Annotated in this window: 2 protein-coding genes; both read right to left on the reverse strand. The window is 72.7% G+C overall.

Annotation, left to right across the window (positions count from 1 at the left end; genetic code table 11):
- Positions 1 to 2 precede the first annotated feature (2 nt).
- Positions 3 to 11,126, reverse strand: a complete 11,124-nt coding sequence (locus tag B9Z45_RS13255) for a non-ribosomal peptide synthetase (protein WP_108407700.1) — start codon at positions 11,124 to 11,126, stop codon at positions 3 to 5.
- Positions 11,123 to 19,168 carry a non-ribosomal peptide synthetase gene (locus tag B9Z45_RS13260; RefSeq protein ID WP_108407701.1) on the reverse strand — a complete coding sequence of 2,682 codons (8,046 nt, stop codon included), beginning with the start codon at positions 19,166 to 19,168 and terminating at the stop codon, positions 11,123 to 11,125. The genes B9Z45_RS13255 and B9Z45_RS13260 overlap by 4 nt, the downstream gene beginning before the upstream one ends.
- Position 19,169 lies beyond the last annotated feature (1 nt).

The following is a 19,169-nucleotide window of genomic DNA, read 5'->3' on the forward strand; positions in this document are numbered from 1 at the left end:
GCTCACTGACCGGCCGGAGCCGAGGTCGTCTTCGATGTCGGGGCCGAGCGCACGCGCGACTGCCGGTCCAGCCTCGTCAGGCGTGGCGCGGCGCTGTCGGCCTTGGCCAGCAGGCGCGCCGCCTCGACCGCCCGCGCGACACCTTCGAGCGTCGGGTTGGCAAAGCACACCTGCAGCGGAAGGTCGACGTCGAATCGGTCCCGCACCCGTGCGATCGCCTGGCTGGCCAGCAGCGAGTGCCCGCCGAGCTCGAAGAAGTTGTCGAATCTGCCGATGCGTTCGATGCGCAGGAGCTTGGACCAGATGTCGGCGAGGGCGAGTTCGACGGGGGATTGGGGTGCGACGTAGGTGTGGGAGGCGGATTCCTGGGGAGGAGGCAGGCGGCGGGAGTCGAGCTTGCCGTTGGGGGTGGTGGGCAGGCGCTCGAGCAGGACCAGCGAGGTGGGGTGGGCGTACTCGGGCAGGCGTGCGTGCAGGTGGGCGCGCAGGGAGGCCAGCAGGTTCTCGGTGGCCTTGCCTGCCAGGGGCTCGTTGGCCCAGGGGGCCGCTGCGGGCGATGCCGGGCTCAGGCGGGGTGCGATGCGGGCCTGGGGTGCGTCCAAGCGCTCGACGAGCAGGTCGAAGTAGCCCTCGTCCTGGCCGGGCCCGCTGTAGCGAGGCCGTGCGCGCCAGCCTGCGGCCAGGGCGGCGTCCACGAGAGTCTGGGGGGCCGCGGCGGGGCCGGTCGCTATGGTGCCGGCGAGCAGGGCCTGCTCGCGCACGGGCGGCAGGGGAGTGGATGGCGCGGCCTCGTGCAAGGCCTGCAGCAAGGCGATGTCGGACGCCGTGCGGGCGTTGGGGATGCGTGCCAGGCCCAGGCGCAGCACCTGGGGGGGCTGGCGGGCCAGCAGCGCGGCCAGGGTCTGGGGGTCCAGGCTGCTCTGGGAGCAGTCCAGCCAGTCCAGGTGCTGGGCGGGGGCGGCGGCTGTACTGGCCTTGTCGCCCACGTGCACCACGACGTCGTAGCGGTAGCTGGTGAGCTCGTTGAGGGCGTGGCCGTGCTTGTGCAGCACCTCCACGTGGCTCACCCGGGGGTGGCGCTGCGCCAGGTCGAGGAAGTATTCGGGCGAGAGCGCCAACTCCTTCTCGAGCGCGACCTGCCGGGCCACGCGCTCCAGGAGTTGGCCCGCGGGCATGGTGGCGCTGGCCTGCCAGGTCTGCACGGAGGCGTGAAAGGTGTGCAGCAGGGGCAGGCTGCGCACGTCGCCGACGAACACGCAGCCCCCGTCCTGGACGGCGTTCACGGCGCCCTCCAGGACGCGGTCCAGGTAGCCGCGGTCGGGAAAGTACTGCACGATCGAGTTGAGGATCACCAGGTCCCAGGCCTGCACGGGCACGCCGTCGAAATCGGTGGCCAGGCGAGGCTGCAGTTGCACCTGGTGCAGGCCGTGGCGAGCCACGCGCTGGCCCAGGTAGTCCAGGGCGCCCTGGGCGAAGTCGGTTCCCAGGTAGGTCTGGGCGCGCGCGGCCAGGCGCAGCAGCAGCAGCCCGGTGCCGCAGCCGATCTCCCACACGCGGCGGGTGGGCAACTGGGCGATGCGCTCGACGGTGGCCTGCACCCACTCGCGCATCTGGTCGGTCTCGATGGGCTGGCCGGTGTAGCTGCTGCCCCAGCCGGTGAGCTCGAAGGCGTCGTCCAGTTCGGGGGTGCTGTGCTGCGCGAGGTGTTGGCCGGCCTGTGCGCCGCCGGCGTAGACGGAGCGCTCGTAGAGCTCCTGCCACTCGGCCACCTGGCGTTCCTGGAGCGTGTGGTCGCGGGCCGCGTCGTGCAGGGCCTGTTCGATCTGGGGCACCACGTAACCGACCAGGCGCTTGTCGCCGGGGGCGTCCTCGCGCAGCACCACCGCCGCGTCCTTGACGCCGGGGTGCTCGCGCAGCGCGCCCTCGACCTCGGCCAGCTCCACGCGGTGGCCGCGCACCTTGACCTGGTGATCGAGGCGGCCCATGAACTCCAGCCTTGCGTCCGTGCGCCAGCGCGCCCGGTCGCCGCTGCGGTACAGCCGGGCCCCGGGGCGCGCGCCGAACTCGTCGGGCACGAAGCGCTCAGCCGTCAGCGCGGGCTGGCCCAGGTAGCCCCAGGCCAGGCCCTCGCCGCCGATGTACAGCTCGCCGGCGATGCCCACGTCCACGGGCTCGGCGCGCGGGTCGAGCACGTACACCTGGGTCTGGGCGATGGGCCCGCCGATGGGCACGCCCCAGGCCTGCTCGGGCAGGCCGGTCGTGTCGTGCATGCAGGCGAAGGTGGTCGTCTCGGTGGGGCCGTAGCCGTTGACGATGCGGCACCCCGGCAGCAGCGCCTGGGCCTTGCGCACCACCGGCGCGGACAGCACGTCGCCGCCGGCGATGAGTTGCCGCACGCCTTGCAGGTAGGCCGCGCCCTCTTCGATCATCAGGTGAAACAGCGGCGCGGTCAGCCACAGGGTGCTGACCTGCGCGGCGCGCACCTGCTCGCCCAGTTCCGCCAGCGACTGCCGTCCCGGCGCAGCCAGCACCAGGCGCGCGCCATGGCACAGCGCGCCCCAGATCTCGAAGGTCGACGCGTCGAAGCTCACGGGCGCGGCCGCCAGCACGGCTTCGTGCTCGTCGAGCTTCACGTGGGCCAGCCCGCGCACGAGCCTGAGCACTCCCGCGTGCGTCACCGCCACGCCCTTGGGCCGGCCGGTCGAGCCGGAGGTGTACATCACGTAGGCCAGGGCCTGTGCGGGCGGCCTGATGTCGGGTGGCCTGATACCGGGTGGCAGTCCCTCGGGCTGCTGCAGGCCGGCGCCCAGCCAGTCCTCCAGCAGCACGGTGCGGCAGTTGCCGCCCGCGCTGGCCTGGGCCATCGCCTGCGCCCAGGACTGCTGGGTCAGCAGCACGCGCGCGCCGGCATCGGTGAGCATGTAGCGCAGCCGCTCCTGGGGGTACGAGCCGTCCAGCGGCACGTACGCCGCCCCGACCATCACGATGCCCAGCAGCGCCTGAACCTGCCAGGCCGAGCGCTCCAGGCACACCGCCACGCGGTCGCCCGGGCGCACGCCCAGCGCGTGCAGCCGACCGGCCAGCCAGCTCGACCGGGCCATCATCTGCGCGTAGCTCACCGGCTCCTGGCCGGGCTGCTGCAGCGCCACCGCGTGCGGCCGGCGCAGCGCCTGGCGGGCCACCAGATCCACCAGCCCGGCGGCGTCCCGGGGCGCTGCCTGCGCCGCGTCCTGCGCGCCGCTCCAGTGGCCCAGCAGCCGCTGGTGCTGCGGCTCGCTCAGCCGCCCCAGCGCCGACAGCCGCGCCTGCGGCTGGCTGGCCACCTGCGCCAGCAGCGCCTGCAGTTGCGCGGCCAGGCGCTGCATCGTGGACTCGTCGAACAGGTCGCTGCTGTACTCGATCTCCGCGCTCAGCGTCTGGTCCTGCTCCCACATGAACAGCGTCAGGTCGAACTTGGCGCTGCCGGTGCGCACCTCCAGCCGCCGCAGGCTCAGTCCGGGCAGCACCAACTCGCCCAGCGGCGCGTTCTGCAGCGCGAACATCACCCGGAACAGCGGCGTGTAGTTGGCTTCGCGCTGGGGTTGCAATTCCTCGACCAGCCGCTCGAACGGCAGGTCCTGGTGCGCGTAGGCCTGCAGCGCGGTCTCCCGCACCCGTCCCAGCAGGTCCTCGAACGTGGGGTCGCCGCCGAGGTTGCTGCGCAGCAGCAGCGTGTTGACGAAGAACCCGATCAGCCCCTCGATCTCGCTGCGGTTGCGATTGGCGATGGGCGAGCCCACCACCACGTCGGTCTGTCCGCTCCAGCGCCACAGCAGCACCTTGAACGCTGCGAGCAGCACCATGAACAGCGTGCCGCCGTGGGCCCGGGCGAGTTCGTGCAGGGCCTGGCGCGTGGGCGCGTCGATCTCGAAGCGCAGGGTCGCTCCGCGCAGGCTGTGCACCGCCGGGCGCGGCCGGTCCAGCGGCAGCTCCAGCGCCGTCAGATCCTGCAGGGTGTGCTTCCAGTACCCGAGCTGGCGCGCCAGCACTTCGCCGCTGAGCCAGGCGTGCTGCCAGCAGGCAAAGTCCCGGTACTGCAGCGCCGGCAGCGGCGGCAGTGCCGGCTCCTGGTCCCCGGCTTGTACGCCCTGCGCGGCGTGGGCGGCATGTGCGGCGTGCGCGTACAGCGCCGTGAGCTCGCGCACGAACACCCCCATCGACCACAGGTCCGAGACGATGTGGTGCATGGTCAGCACCAGCACGTGCTCCTCGTCGTCCACCTTCAGCAACCGCGCCCTCAGCAGCGGGCCCCGGCCCAGCTCGAACGGCCGCACCGCCTCGCGCGCCATGCATTCCTGCGCCGCCTGCCAGCGCTGCGCACGCTGCACACCCGCCATCGCCTCGCGCTCCAGCACCGGCTCGCGGCGTGGCCCCACCACCTGCACCAGCGCCCCGCCGCGCACCTCGAAGTGCGTGCGCAGCGCCTCGTGGCGCTCCACCACCCTCTCCAGCGCCTGCCCCAGCGCCTGCTCCTGCAGCCGCCCCTGCAGCGCCACCGCCGCCACAATGTTGTACAGCGGGTCCCCAGGCTCCATCTGGTCCAGCAACCACAGCCGCTGCTGCGCAAACGACGCCGCCGCCACCTCCCCTGCCGCCCACTCCCGCGCTCGCAGCGCCGGCTCCGCCGCCGCTTCGGCAATCGGCTCGGTGCGCTCGGCCGCCACGAGACTTTCGATCCAGGAGGCAAAGGCGCGCAGCGTCGAGTGGTCGAACAAGGCCTTGGCCGGCACGTCGATTCCGAATTGGCGCCGCACCTGGGAGACCACCTGCGTCACCAGCAGCGAGTGGCCGCCGAGCGCGAAGAAGTCGTCGTCCGGCGCCAGCTCGCGCGGGGTGTTCAGCACCTCGCGCCAGATGGACATCAGCTGCCTGCCCACCGGGCCCGGCGTCCAGCCGGCGCGCGCGCCCGAGGCTGCGCTGTCGGCGTCCACCGCGACCACCGCCACGGCCTGGCCGAAGGCGTCGTACAACAACGGGAGCGCTTCGGCAGCGGGCGGCGCGCCGTTGGCGATGCACTCGACACGCGGCGCCCGCGGCGGCTCGCCGGGGCGTGCGACGGCGACGGCCGGGTGGCTCGGCGTGAAGCCGGCGATGAGATGGCTCTCACCCGACGCCACCGCTGCCGCAAACAGCGCCAGGGCCTGGCGCGGACGCAACAGCACCAGGCTGCGACGCGCCAGCATCTGGCTGCTGACGGTGCCCCGACTCATCCCGGTGTCGTCCCAGGACGACCAGGAGACGACAAGGTCGCGCCAGCCTTCGGGCAGCGGTCCGGCAGCACCGTCCCCGAGGCCTTCAAGCGCGCCGCAGGCGGCGGCGTAGGCGCCCGTGTCGATGCCACCCAACCATCCGTTGACCGACCCGAACGAGGCGAAGATCGGCGTCGTTGCCAGGCTCCCGCGCCAGCCCGCGACCAGCCGGCGCAGGTTCACCGCGCCGTGCAGGCGGGTGCGGAAGGCCGCCTCGAGACGGTCGTCGTCCAGCGCGGCCACGGGGCCGTCCGCCACGGTGCCTGCCAGGTGCAGCACGCCGGCCAGCGTTCCGCCCATCTGCGCCTGCGCCGAGGCCACGGCCGCCCCGAGGGCGGCGACGTCGGCGATGTCGACGGCCCGATAGCACAGCAGCACGCCGCGGGCGCTCAACTCCGCGATCTGCGGCTCGACTTCGGCGGGCAGGCGCCGTCCCAGCACGATGAGACGCGCACCGTGGCGCGCCGACAGCCATCGGCACATCTCGACGCCGATGCCGCCGAGGCCGCCGCTGACGATCCAGGTGGCATCGCCGGGCCAGGCCGGCACGTCCTTTGGCGCGGGCCAGGGCATAGCGGCCAGCCGCGGCACATGGCGGCGCGAGGCACGCAGCGCGACCAGATCCTCGCCATCGTCTCCGAGCAGTTCGCTGTTCATCAGGTCGCCATCGGCCTGCGTGGCGTCCGCAGGCAGGTCGATGCGCCGCACGGTCAGCCAGGGCAGTTCCAGCGCGGCGGTCCGCAGCAGGCCCGTGAGGCCGCCCAGATCGGTGCGCACCCGCTCGTCGGGCGCCAGGGCGAAGCCGCCGCGGGTGACGAGGTCCAGGTGCAGCGGCAGGCCCGCGAAGCGCGCCTGCACGGCCCGCAGCAGGCCGGCCAGGCCGGCCGTCGCGACGCGAGCGGCCTCGGCCCACTCCGGTGCGGCCCCTTCGGCGGCGGGCGCCTGCGGGTACCACCACACGACTCGATCCGCCCGTGCGCCCCGAGCGTCCAAGGCATCGAGAGCGCCATCCCATGCGGCGCGCGCCTGTGCAAGGCTATTCGCAGGGGCAAGGTTTGCTTCCACAACGGCTCGCCCGGCTTCACGCAGCCGTGCGGCACAGGCGGCTGCGGTCTCGTCGCCGTCGTGGACGAACCAGGCCGCGCCGAACCGCCCCGCTGGTAGGCGCGCGGGCGTCGGGCGTCGCGTCCAACGCCGGACGTGCAGCCAGGGGCCGACGCGCTCGCCGCGATCGCCGTCGATGCCGCGCATCAGCGCCGCGAACTCGCCGCGCGCATGGCGTTCGCGCAACTGGGTGCGCTGGATCTTGCCACTCGAGGTCTTGGGGAAAACGTCAGCCCCCAGTTCCAGCACTTCGGCCGGATGCACGCCCACGCCGGCCGTCACCTCGCGCCGGATGGCGCGGGCGACGGCGTGGGCGTCCGCGCCGGCGGCGCTGAAGTCGGTGGCAAACAGGATCACCAGGCGCTCCTCGCCGTCGTGCGGGCCGGGAACCGCCAGCGCCGCCGCGAAGGTGGGGGCCACGCCAGGCACCCGCTCGACGATCTCCTCGACATCGACGCATGGCACGCTGACGCCACGGATGCGCAGCGCTTCCTTGGCGCGGCCGGTCAGGCACAGGCTGCCGTCTGCGACGAAGGCCAGGTCGCCGGTGTCGAACCAGCTCGGCACCGGGAAGGCTTCGCGGTTGGCCGCCTCATCGAAGAGATAGCCTCGCGTGACGCTCGGTCCGCTCACCTGCAGGTGACCCACCTCGCCCTGGCGCAGCGGCCGGCCCTGTGCGTCGACGATGCGCACCCGTGTGCCGCGCGTGGGCGCGCCGAGCCGCGCGAACGCGAACGCGGCCCCGTGAGGCCTCAGCCAGGCCCGCGCCGGGTCGAAGTCGACCTCGAAGGCCACGCCGGTGCACAGCTCGGCCATGCCGAAGGCCGGCCGCATGACGTGCGCGGACAGGCCCTGGCGGGCAGCCAGCCGCACAAACTCGATGACGGTGTCGAACGAGGCCTGCTCGCCGGCATTGATGAAGCTGCGCACGTGATCGAGGCGCCAGCGCCCGGCCGGTGCGTCGCGCAGCACGCCATTGAGCAGCTTCAACCCGAAATTCGGCGACCAGATCTGCGTCACGCCATGGCGCTCGATGAGGTCCAGCCAGGCCTGCGGCGCCGACACGATGCGCGAGGTGGCCGCGAAGATCTGCTCGGCGCCGCACTCCAGGTCCCTGAAGTGATGCATCACCGGCGCGACGTGGTCCAGCGGGATCCAGTTCAGGCCGACCTCGTCCGCCCGGAAGCCGTTGCGGTCGATCGAGGCGCGCACCTGCGCCATCACGTTCGCATGACTGAGCGGCACGCACTTCGGCCGCCCCGTCGAACCGGAGGTGAGCTGCAGGCACAGCAGATCCTCGCCGCCGCGGGTCGACAGATCGTCCGGCCCGAGAGCGTTGTCGAGGCCTTCCAGGACGAGCACCTCGGCGCCGGTGCCGCAGAGCCGGGCATGGGCTTCGGCACGGGCCACCGGGTCGGCAACGTGCACCACCACCACGGCCTGCGGAAGGATCTCGCGCACCTGCGCCATGCGGCGTGCCGCGGGGTCACCTTCGCGGCCACCCGCTGCGGGCAGCACCAGGGGCACCGCGCCGGCGAGGATGGCCGCCCACATCGCCTGCAGGATGGCGTAGTCGCCATCGGCCTGCAGCAGCGCGAAACGACCATCGGCGACGCCCCTGCGACGCAGTTCGGCGGCCAGGCTCCGGGCGCGGTCGAACAGAGCCTCCAGCGTCGTGCGCTCATCGCGCGCCGCGTCGGCGGCCATGAAGTGCAGGCTCACGTGCCCATGCGCCAGGACCTGGGCCGCGAACCGCTGCGCCATGCCGGCGGGGCCGGTGGGCGCGAGCGCAGGACCGCCATCGAGCAGGGCCTCGCGGGTGTCGGCAGGGTCGACGTCGAGGCCGACCCGTGCCTTCTGGCCGGCAGCGTTGGCCTGGATGGGCTGCGCAAGCGGTCCGATCCAGTCGTCCACGGCCTGGGTGGAGTCGGCCGGGCCGGCCAGGTCGGCCGGCTCCAGCCGAACGCGAAGCCGGGGCTCTGCCCCTCCGGCAGTGGCCAGTCGGGCTTCCCAGGCGCGCAACTGCCGCGCGTCCGGCACCGGCAGTCGACACAGCGCCTCGAGGTCGAGGTCGCCCGTGGCCTGCCTCGGCAGGTGTGCGACCGGCACCCAAAGCAGCGGCTCGCCGGCCGGCCCTTCGACTGCGGCATCGGCCGTCGGGGAGGTGGAGGCTTCGGGCACAGCCCAGGCCACGAGCCGCCGCCGGCCGTCGCACCCCAGGCGGCTCGCCAGCGCCAGATCGGACGGCCGATGGCGGGCCCGAAGCGCCTGGGCCAGCGCCGCCAGCACCACCGGACGGCCCGCCAGCCACTGGACAGTGCCGACGCCGGCGGTGCGCACGAGCCGGCCGTCGGGCTCATGGCGCACGCTCAGGCCCAGATCGACCGGCGCGGGACAGCCGGCCGCCGCCAGACCCACGCTCAGCCGGCCGGTCGCACCGACCGGCGCCGCCACGCCACCCGGTAGGCTCAGGTCGATCCGCGCCCAGGGGGCCGCTGCGCCATGCCGTGCCGGCATGGCGCTCGGCTCGTCGGCCTGTTGGGTGCGGTCCACCCAGGCGGGCAGGCCGCTAAGCGGGCAGGGGCGAAGGACCACCATGTGGCGCGCAAGGACAAGGGGATCGGCCTGCCCGAGCCCTTCCCACGGCGCCGCCCAGGCCCAGACGCGCGCCACCGGGTGTGCCGGCTCGAGGGCCACGGGCTCGACGAGGTCCGTCCACACCCAGTGCGCGCCGGCCTCCAGCACGCGGAGCCGCAGATCCGCGAGCGTGGGCTCGCCGTCCAGGCCGATCCGCCGCACGTCGGCCCCGCAGGCCAGGGCGTGGCCGAGCATCAGCAGGTTGAGCAGCGTGGGCGCATGGCAGGCCAGCAGGGCGGTCTCGCCGAGCCGCGGCGCCCACTCCTCGGTGGCGGCGGCCCATTGGTCGACCAGCGGCGCCAGGTCCAGCGCGAGCCAGCGCCCGTCGACCGAGTCGCGCAGATGCAGGCGCACGGAGGGGGCGTGGCCAGGCTGCAGGGCGTCCCGTTGCGGCTCGTCGTCGCCGGGGCCCGACTGCGCGGGCCAGTTCAGGCCAAGGCGTGAGGCGGCGGTGTCCGGGCCGATGTGCACCTGGCAGTCGAAAGGCGCGCCGTCCTGCGCCGTGCCGAGCAGGACCAGCTCGGTCTGCAAGGATGCGGCCGCGACGACCGCGACCAGGAGATCCTCAGGCGACAACGGGGACAGGCTGACGCGGCCACCGGCCGTCACGCCCAGACGGCGCAGCCCTGCCTCCAGTCGCCCGGCGCGCCGGGTGATCTCGTGCGCAGTGCGCCCCGCTGTCGGGATGGGGCGCACCAGCCGGGTCCAGGCGTCCCCTGGTGACGCAACGGGCGCCGGCTGCGCCGCATCCTGCGTCGGTGCCGACCCAAGACTGCGCCAGGCGTCGCCCAGGCGGACAGCGCGGCCGCTGGCCAGGGCCCGCACGAGGCCGGACAGCTGATCGATGCGGGTCCTGGCCTCGGCGGACGACAGGGCCCGGCCATCGTAGGGCAGGCGCATCTCGAGCCGCTCGCCCGGGACGACGATCAGGCCATAGGGGTAGTTCGCCCGCTGGTGCAGTTCCACGCCGTCCAGCGTCCAGCCCGGTGGCATCGCCGCCAGCGCCTCGGCCATTGGATAGTTCTCGAACGCTACCACGTGGTCGAAGGGCTGGCGGCGCACCGGGGCAGGCAGGCTCTCGGCGATCTCGCCAAGCGGCAGATGCTGGTGCTCCTGGATGCGGCCGATACGCTCGGAGATGCCGCGCAGCCAGGGCCCGACCTCGTCCGCCAGGGCCACCCGCAGCCGCAGCGGCAGGGTCACTACGCACATCCCGACCACCGACTCGACGCCGGTCAGGCCGGCCGGGCGGCCCGAGGCCACCATCCCGAAGAGCACGTCGTCGCAGCCGGCGGCCGCTGCAAGGAGCAACGCCCAGGCGCCGAGCACGACCGCGCCTGGGGTAACGTGCTGTTCGCGTGCAAAGCCCAGCACCCGCTCGGAGTCGTCCCGGTCGAGCCAGCTTCTTGCCTCAGCGTCGCTGCACCAGGACGTCGAAGCGGCGCGGGCCTCGCTGCCCAGCAGCGTGACGGGCTGATCGAAGCCGCTTAGCTCGGCCGCCCAGAAGGCCCTCGCCGCCCCGCGCGGCTGGGCGTCCAGCCATTTCAGGTAGTCACGATACTGCGGCCCCGCCGGCATCGCGTCCGTGATGCCGGCCCGTGCGCCCGCCTCGTCGAGCACTTCGCGCAGTACGGTCGCGATCGACCAGCCGTCGAGCAGTAGGTGGTGGTGCGTCCACACCAGGAGGTGCCGGTCGCCGACGTGCAGCAGGCTCATGCGCATGAGCGGCGCGCGCGACAGCACGAACGGCGCCGCGCGTTCGGCGGCCAGCCAATCGGCCGCAGCGGCCTCGTCGATCTCGTGCTCGGACACGCGCATCTGAATCTCGCGTGACACCACCTGCATCGGACGGGCCACCTTGCGCCAGACGAAGGCGGTGCGCAGCGCGGCGTGGCGCCGAATCACGGTGCCCCAGGCCGACTCGAGCCGGTCGGCACGGACGTCGCCGCGCAGACGCAGCACGAGCTGCACGACATACATCGGTTGCGCTTCGTCCGCCACGGCGTGGAACAGGATGCCCTCCTGGATCGGCGCCGCAGGGAAGATCGCTTCGATCGGGTTATTGGCGCTGCGGTCAGGCTTCGGTGGGGTGGTCATGTCGGGGTCCAGGTTGGGTGCGTGCCGGCGCCGAGTTCGTCGAGCAGACAGCGCAGCTCGTCGTCGTCCAGTCCGGCGGCATCGAGCCCGGTCGGTCGAACCGCTGGCGGGTCGGCGGCCAGAACGCTGGCATCGTTCAGCCAGTCCAGCAGGGACTGCGCCATGCGCTCGATCTGGGCTGCCTCGATCAGCCTGTTGTCGTGAGTCCAGCGGATCTCGAGGCCTTCCGGCATCACCAGCGCATCGATCTCCAGCAATTGAGCGCGCCGCGAGCCAGGCGCACACGAGAGGCCGGACACCTGCCCCGAAGGAAGGAAGTGACGCAGTGCCGCCAGTGCGTGGTCGAAGCGGCCAAGGTAGTTGATGCCGACCGCGGCTTCCGGCGCCGGTGCTAGCGGGCGGGCGCCATGGCGCAGCATGCCGTGGCTCATGCCGCCGGAGGGCACGCTCTCGAGCGCGCGCGTCGTGCGGCGAAGCAACTCGCCGGCGGATCCGTTCAGGCCCGTGGCCAGGCGCAGCGGGAAGCGCGCGGTGAACCAGCCCACGCTGTCGGCGACGTCCATGCCGATGCCGTCAAGCGCCCGGCCATGGCGCTCGAGACTGACAATCACCTCGTCCTGGCCATTCCAGCGTGCGATGGCGCGCAGGATGCCCGCCACCAGCAGGGCCTGCATGCCGCCCCCGGCGCCCAGCCGCGGGTCGGCCAGCAGTTCGCGCGTGCGGCGCAGGTCTAGGCGGCTCACCCGCGTGCGAGCGTCGCCCCAGACCGTGCGCGCGCCCGGGGCGATGCCCAGCAGCCCCGGCTCGGTCACCGCGCCGGGCCCCTGCACGCGACGCCAGAAGGCAAAGTCGCGTTCGATCGCGCGCGAATCGCTGGCTTCCCGCAAGGCGCGGCACCAGGCGCCATAGCTGGCCGGTGGCGGCAACGCCCCGAGCGCGACGGGGTCGTCCAAGGCGCGCTCCAGATCGGCCAGCAGCGTGCGCCACGACACGCCGTCCACCACCAGGTGATGGGCGACGATCACGCACCAGGCCTGGGCCGGCTGGTCACGGACGATCTGGGCGAATCGCACGACCGGACCTTCGATCGGATCGATCGCCTCGTGCAGCCTTCGCTCGATGGCGTCGAGCGCGCGGCCCAGCGATTCCTCGTCGACCGACGGCGGCAACACGTGCCGCTCGACGTGGGCCGGGGCAAGGGGGCCGACGCGCTGCTGGCCGCCGCGCGCGGCTTCGAAGCGCATGCGCAAGGCGGCATGGCGGGCGATCAGGGCGTCGCAAGCCGCCTGCAGCCTGTCCATCGGCAACTCCGCCACGAGGGGCTGGCGCACCCATTGGTTCCAGTGCGGTTCGAGCCGCTCCTGGTGCTCCAGGAACCACGACTGGACCGGGGCAAGTGGAAACGGCCCCGGGTCGCGGTCGGCTGCGTCGCCCGCCGCCAGGCTGTCCAGTGCGGTCGCTCGGAGGGCGGCATCGGCGATGGTCTGCGCTTCGAACAAGTCACGCGGCTTCAGATCGTAACCTGCGGCGCGCAGGCGCGCGATGACCTGGATCGCGATGATCGAGTCGCCGCCGAGCTCGAAGAAGTTGTCGAATCTGCCGATGCGTTCGATGCGCAGGAGCTTGGACCAGATGTCGGCGAGGGCGAGTTCGACGGGGGATTGGGGTGCGACGTAGGTGTGGGAGGCGGATTCCTGGGGAGGAGGCAGGCGGCGGGAGTCGAGCTTGCCGTTGGGGGTGGTGGGCAGGCGCTCGAGCAGGACCAGCGAGGTGGGGTGGGCGTACTCGGGCAGGCGTGCGTGCAGGTGGGCGCGCAGGGAGGCCAGCAGGTTCTCGGTGGCCTTGCCTGCCAGGGGCTCGTTGGCCCAGGGGGCCGCTGCGGGCGATGCCGGGCTCAGGCGGGGTGCGATGCGGGCCTGGGGTGCGTCCAAGCGCTCGACGAGCAGGTCGAAGTAGCCCTCGTCCTGGCCGGGCCCGCTGTAGCGAGGCCGTGCGCGCCAGCCTGCGGCCAGGGCGGCGTCCACGAGAGTCTGGGGGGCCGCGGCGGGGCCGGTCGCTATGGTGCCGGCGAGCAGGGCCTGCTCGCGCACGAGCGCCAGGGGAGTGGATGGCGCGGCCTCGTGCAAGGCCTGCAGCAAGGCGATGTCGGACGCCGTGCGGGCGTTGGGGATGCGTGCCAGGCCCAGGCGCAGCACCTGGGGGGGCTGGCGGGCCAGCAGCGCGGCCAGGGTCTGGGGGTCCAGGCTGCTCTGGGAGCAGTCCAGCCAGTCCAGGTGCTGGGCGGGGGCGGCGGCTGTACTGGCCTTGTCGCCCACGTGCACCACGACGTCGTAGCGGTAGCTGGTGAGCTCGTTGAGGGCGTGGCCGTGCTTGTGCAGCACCTCCACGTGGCTCACCCGGGGGTGGCGCTGCGCCAGGTCGAGGAAGTATTCGGGCGAGAGCGCCAACTCCTTCTCGAGCGCGACCTGCCGGGCCACGCGCTCCAGGAGTTGGCCCGCGGGCATGGTGGCGCTGGCCTGCCAGGTCTGCACGGAGGCGTGAAAGGTGTGCAGCAGGGGCAGGCTGCGCACGTCGCCGACGAACACGCAGCCCCCGTCCTGGACGGCGTTCACGGCGCCCTCCAGGACGCGGTCCAGGTAGCCGCGGTCGGGAAAGTACTGCACGATCGAGTTGAGGATCACCAGGTCCCAGGCCTGCACGGGCACGCCGTCGAAATCGGTGGCCAGGCGAGGCTGCAGTTGCACCTGGTGCAGGCCGTGGCGAGCCACGCGCTGGCCCAGGTAGTCCAGGGCGCCCTGGGCGAAGTCGGTTCCCAGGTAGGTCTGGGCGCGCGCGGCCAGGCGCAGCAGCAGCAGCCCGGTGCCGCAGCCGATCTCCCACACGCGGCGGGTGGGCAACTGGGCGATGCGCTCGACGGTGGCCTGCACCCACTCGCGCATCTGGTCGGTCTCGATGGGCTGGCCGGTGTAGCTGCTGCCCCAGCCGGTGAGCTCGAAGGCGTCGTCCAGTTCGGGGGTGCTGTGCTGCGCGAGGTGTTGGCCGGCCTGTGCGCCGCCGGCGTAGACGGAGCGCTCGTAGAGCTCCTGCCACTCGGCCACCTGGCGTTCCTGGAGCGTGTGGTCGCGGGCCGCGTCGTGCAGGGCCTGTTCGATCTGGGGCACCACGTAACCGACCAGGCGCTTGTCGCCGGGGGCGTCCTCGCGCAGCACCACCGCCGCGTCCTTGACGCCGGGGTGCTCGCGCAGCGCGCCCTCGACCTCGGCCAGCTCCACGCGGTGGCCGCGCACCTTGACCTGGTGATCGAGGCGGCCCATGAACTCCAGCCTTGCGTCCGTGCGCCAGCGCGCCCGGTCGCCGCTGCGGTACAGCCGGGCCCCGGGGCGCGCGCCGAACTCGTCGGGCACGAAGCGCTCAGCCGTCAGCGCGGGCTGGCCCAGGTAGCCCCAGGCCAGGCCCTCGCCGCCGATGTACAGCTCGCCGGCGATGCCCACGTCCACGGGCTCGGCGCGCGGGTCGAGCACGTACACCTGGGTCTGGGCGATGGGCCCGCCGATGGGCACGCCCCAGGCCTGCTCGGGCAGGCCGGTCGTGTCGTGCATGCAGGCGAAGGTGGTCGTCTCGGTGGGGCCGTAGCCGTTGACGATGCGGCACCCCGGCAGCAGCGCCTGGGCCTTGCGCACCACCGGCGCGGACAGCACGTCGCCGCCGGCGATGAGTTGCCGCACGCCTTGCAGGTAGGCCGCGCCCTCTTCGATCATCAGGTGAAACAGCGGCGCGGTCAGCCACAGGGTGCTGACCTGCGCGGCGCGCACCTGCTCGCCCAGTTCCGCCAGCGACTGCCGTCCCGGCGCAGCCAGCACCAGGCGCGCGCCATGGCACAGCGCGCCCCAGATCTCGAAGGTCGACGCGTCGAAGCTCACGGGCGCGGCCGCCAGCACGGCTTCGTGCTCGTCGAGCTTCACGTGGGCCAGCCCGCGCACGAGCCTGAGCACTCCCGCGTGCGTCACCGCCACGCCCTTGGGCCGGCCGGTCGAGCCGGAGGTGTACATCACGTAGGCCAGGGCCTGTGCGGGCGGCCTGATGTCGGGTGGCCTGATACCGGGTGGCAGTCCCTCGGGCTGCTGCAGGCCGGCGCCCAGCCAGTCCTCCAGCAGCACGGTGCGGCAGTTGCCGCCCGCGCTGGCCTGGGCCATCGCCTGCGCCCAGGACTGCTGGGTCAGCAGCACGCGCGCGCCGGCATCGGTGAGCATGTAGCGCAGCCGCTCCTGGGGGTACGAGCCGTCCAGCGGCACGTACGCCGCCCCGACCATCACGATGCCCAGCAGCGCCTGAACCTGCCAGGCCGAGCGCTCCAGGCACACCGCCACGCGGTCGCCCGGGCGCACGCCCAGCGCGTGCAGCCGACCGGCCAGCCAGCTCGACCGGGCCATCATCTGCGCGTAGCTCACCGGCTCCTGGCCGGGCTGCTGCAGCGCCACCGCGTGCGGCCGGCGCAGCGCCTGGCGGGCCACCAGATCCACCAGCCCGGCGGCGTCCCGGGGCGCTGCCTGCGCCGCGTCCTGCGCGCCGCTCCAGTGGCCCAGCAGCCGCTGGTGCTGCGGCTCGCTCAGCCGCCCCAGCGCCGACAGCCGCGCCTGCGGCTGGCTGGCCACCTGCGCCAGCAGCGCCTGCAGTTGCGCGGCCAGGCGCTGCATCGTGGACTCGTCGAACAGGTCGCTGCTGTACTCGATCTCCGCGCTCAGCGTCTGGTCCTGCTCCCACATGAACAGCGTCAGGTCGAACTTGGCGCTGCCGGTGCGCACCTCCAGCCGCCGCAGGCTCAGTCCGGGCAGCACCAACTCGCCCAGCGGCGCGTTCTGCAGCGCGAACATCACCCGGAACAGCGGCGTGTAGTTGGCTTCGCGCTGGGGTTGCAATTCCTCGACCAGCCGCTCGAACGGCAGGTCCTGGTGCGCGTAGGCCTGCAGCGCGGTCTCCCGCACCCGTCCCAGCAGGTCCTCGAACGTGGGGTCGCCGCCGAGGTTGCTGCGCAGCAGCAGCGTGTTGACGAAGAACCCGATCAGCCCCTCGATCTCGCTGCGGTTGCGATTGGCGATGGGCGAGCCCACCACCACGTCGGTCTGTCCGCTCCAGCGCCACAGCAGCACCTTGAACGCTGCGAGCAGCACCATGAACAGCGTGCCGCCGTGGGCCCGGGCGAGTTCGTGCAGGGCCTGGCGCGTGGGCGCGTCGATCTCGAAGCGCAGGGTCGCTCCGCGCAGGCTGTGCACCGCCGGGCGCGGCCGGTCCAGCGGCAGCTCCAGCGCCGTCAGATCCTGCAGGGTGTGCTTCCAGTACCCGAGCTGGCGCGCCAGCACTTCGCCGCTGAGCCAGGCGTGCTGCCAGCAGGCAAAGTCCCGGTACTGCAGCGCCGGCAGCGGCGGCAGTGCCGGCTCCTGGTCCCCGGCTTGTACGCCCTGCGCGGCGTGGGCGGCATGTGCGGCGTGCGCGTACAGCGCCGTGAGCTCGCGCACGAACACCCCCATCGACCACAGGTCCGAGACGATGTGGTGCATGGTCAGCACCAGCACGTGCTCCTCGTCGTCCACCTTCAGCAACCGCGCCCTCAGCAGCGGGCCCCGGCCCAGCTCGAACGGCCGCACCGCCTCGCGCGCCATGCATTCCTGCGCCGCCTGCCAGCGCTGCGCACGCTGCACACCCGCCATCGCCTCGCGCTCCAGCACCGGCTCGCGGCGTGGCCCCACCACCTGCACCAGCGCCCCGCCGCGCACCTCGAAGTGCGTGCGCAGCGCCTCGTGGCGCTCCACCACCCTCTCCAGCGCCTGCCCCAGCGCCTGCTCCTGCAGCCGCCCCTGCAGCGCCACCGCCGCCACAATGTTGTACAGCGGGTCCCCAGGCTCCATCTGGTCCAGCAACCACAGCCGCTGCTGCGCAAACGACGCCGCCGCCACCTCCCCTGCCGCCCACTCCCGCGCTCGCAGCGCCGGCTCCGCCGCCGCTTCGGCAATCGGCTCGGTGGCGCAGGACAGCGCGCTGGCCACTGCGGCGGAGAGCTGGCGCAGGGTCGGGGCATCGTAGAGCGCGCGCACCGGCAGGTCGACGCCTAGCCGTTCCCGCAGGAGCGACATCACCTGGGTCGCCGCCAGCGAATGCGCACCGGGCAAGGTGAAGAAGTTGGCGTCGGGGGCGATGCACGACAGCCCCAGGCATTCCTGGCAGATCGCCGTGACGGCGGCCAACTGGGCGTCATCGGCGGACGCGTCCTCGCCCATGGATGCGGGTGCAGAGGACGCCGCGCGCCAGGACCACAGGGCGTCGATCTGCCCGTTCCGCAGCAGCTCTCGACAGCGCCGCCGCTGGATCTTGCCGCTCGAGGTGCGAGGCAGGCGGCCCGGCCGCACCAGCCACAGCTCGGCCAGATCCATGACGCCGAAGCGATCGGCCAGCGCGGCCCGCACGCGCTCGGGCAGCCCCTCGACGCGGGGCTCGCTGCGCAGATGTACCTCCTGCACGATTGCCAGCCGCTCGCCCCCCTCGCCGTCGATCGGCAGCGCCGCCGTACCGTGACGCACGAAGGCCGAGTCCAGGGCTTCCACGACCTGTTCGAGATCCTGGGGATGCAGGTTGCGGCCCTGTAAGATGAGGACATCCTTGAGACGCCCGACGACGAAAAGTTCGCCCTCGCGCATCACGCCCAGGTCGCCAGTGCGCAGGCACGGACGAGGGTCCGCAGCCAAAGTGGCGCGAAAGATGGCATCGCTGTCCTGTGGGCGTTGCCAGTAGCCCTGCGCGACCGAAGGCCCCTGCACCCAGATCTCACCCACCTGGCCGTCCTCGCAGGGTCGGCCGGTCGACGCATCGACGATGCGCACCCGGTGCTCTGCGTCCAGTGACTGACCCACCGACACCAGGTCGATGACGGGGCTGTCTTGGTCTGCGGTCTCCAGCATGCCCTGCTGAAGCGCCTGCGGCTGCGCCCGCAGGATGTGGGCCGGCTCGCCCAAAGGGCGCGCGGCATTGCCGCTGACCTGCAGCGTGGCCTCGGCCAGCCCGTAGACGGGGTGAAAGACGTCGGACCGTAGGCCGCAGCCAGCGAAGGCCGAGACAAACCGGCGCAGGGTTGCGGCCCGGACCATTTCAGCACCGTTGAACATGACGCGCACGCTGCTTAGGTCGAGACCTTCCCGATGCCGATCCTGGATGCGCGACAGGCACAGCTCGTAGGCGAAATTCGGGGCCCCGGTAAACCGCGCCCGGTAGGTGCTCAGAGCCCGCAGCCAGCGGTGTGGACGCATCAGGAACGCCGCAGGCGGCATGTGTACGCAGTGGAAGCCGGCGTGCACGGTGTAGAGCACCCCGCCGACGAGGCCCATGTCGTGGTGCGGCGGCAACCAGGAGACCGCCGTATCATCCGGCGCCATGCCGACGGACGCGGCGATGCCGAGCAGGTTCGCGACGATGTTGCCGTGACTGACCATCACCCCCTTGGGGTCCCCTGTCGAGCCCGAGGTGTACTGCAGAAAGGCCAGTTCGTGCGCTTCGAGGGTGACCGGTGCTGCGCTGGCAGCGCCGCGCCCCAGATCCTGAAGAGCAACGCGTGCGCAGGCCTGGCTGTTCAGGCCGGCCTCGTCGAGCACGCGGTCCAGCGTCGCCAGCGCCGGGGCGGCACACAACGCCACCCGCGGTCGCGCGTCGACGAGGATGCCGCGAAGACGTGCCACCGATTCGGCGCCAGCGGGAGGCAATGCCGGTACGGCCACCATGCCGGCGTAAAGGCAGCCCAGGAATGCAGTGATGTAGTCCAGGCCAGGCGGGCAGGCCAGCACCACGCGGTCGCCGCGGCTTGCCAGCGCCTGCAGGTGGGCGCAGATCTGTCGTGCCCTCTCGTCAAGGACGCGATAGTCGAGCTGCCCGGACGGCGTCTGGCCATCTTCGAGAAAGGTAAAGGCCGCAGCCCCGGGGCGCGTCTGGGCGTGTTCGCTTACCACCTCGGGCAACAGTCGCTGTCGCGCGACGCTCTCCACTGCGCTTGCGGTCAACATC

This window comes from Limnohabitans sp. 2KL-17 (genome assembly GCF_003063415.1).
In the GTDB taxonomy this organism is placed as follows: Bacteria; Pseudomonadota; Gammaproteobacteria; order Burkholderiales; family Burkholderiaceae_C; genus Limnohabitans_A.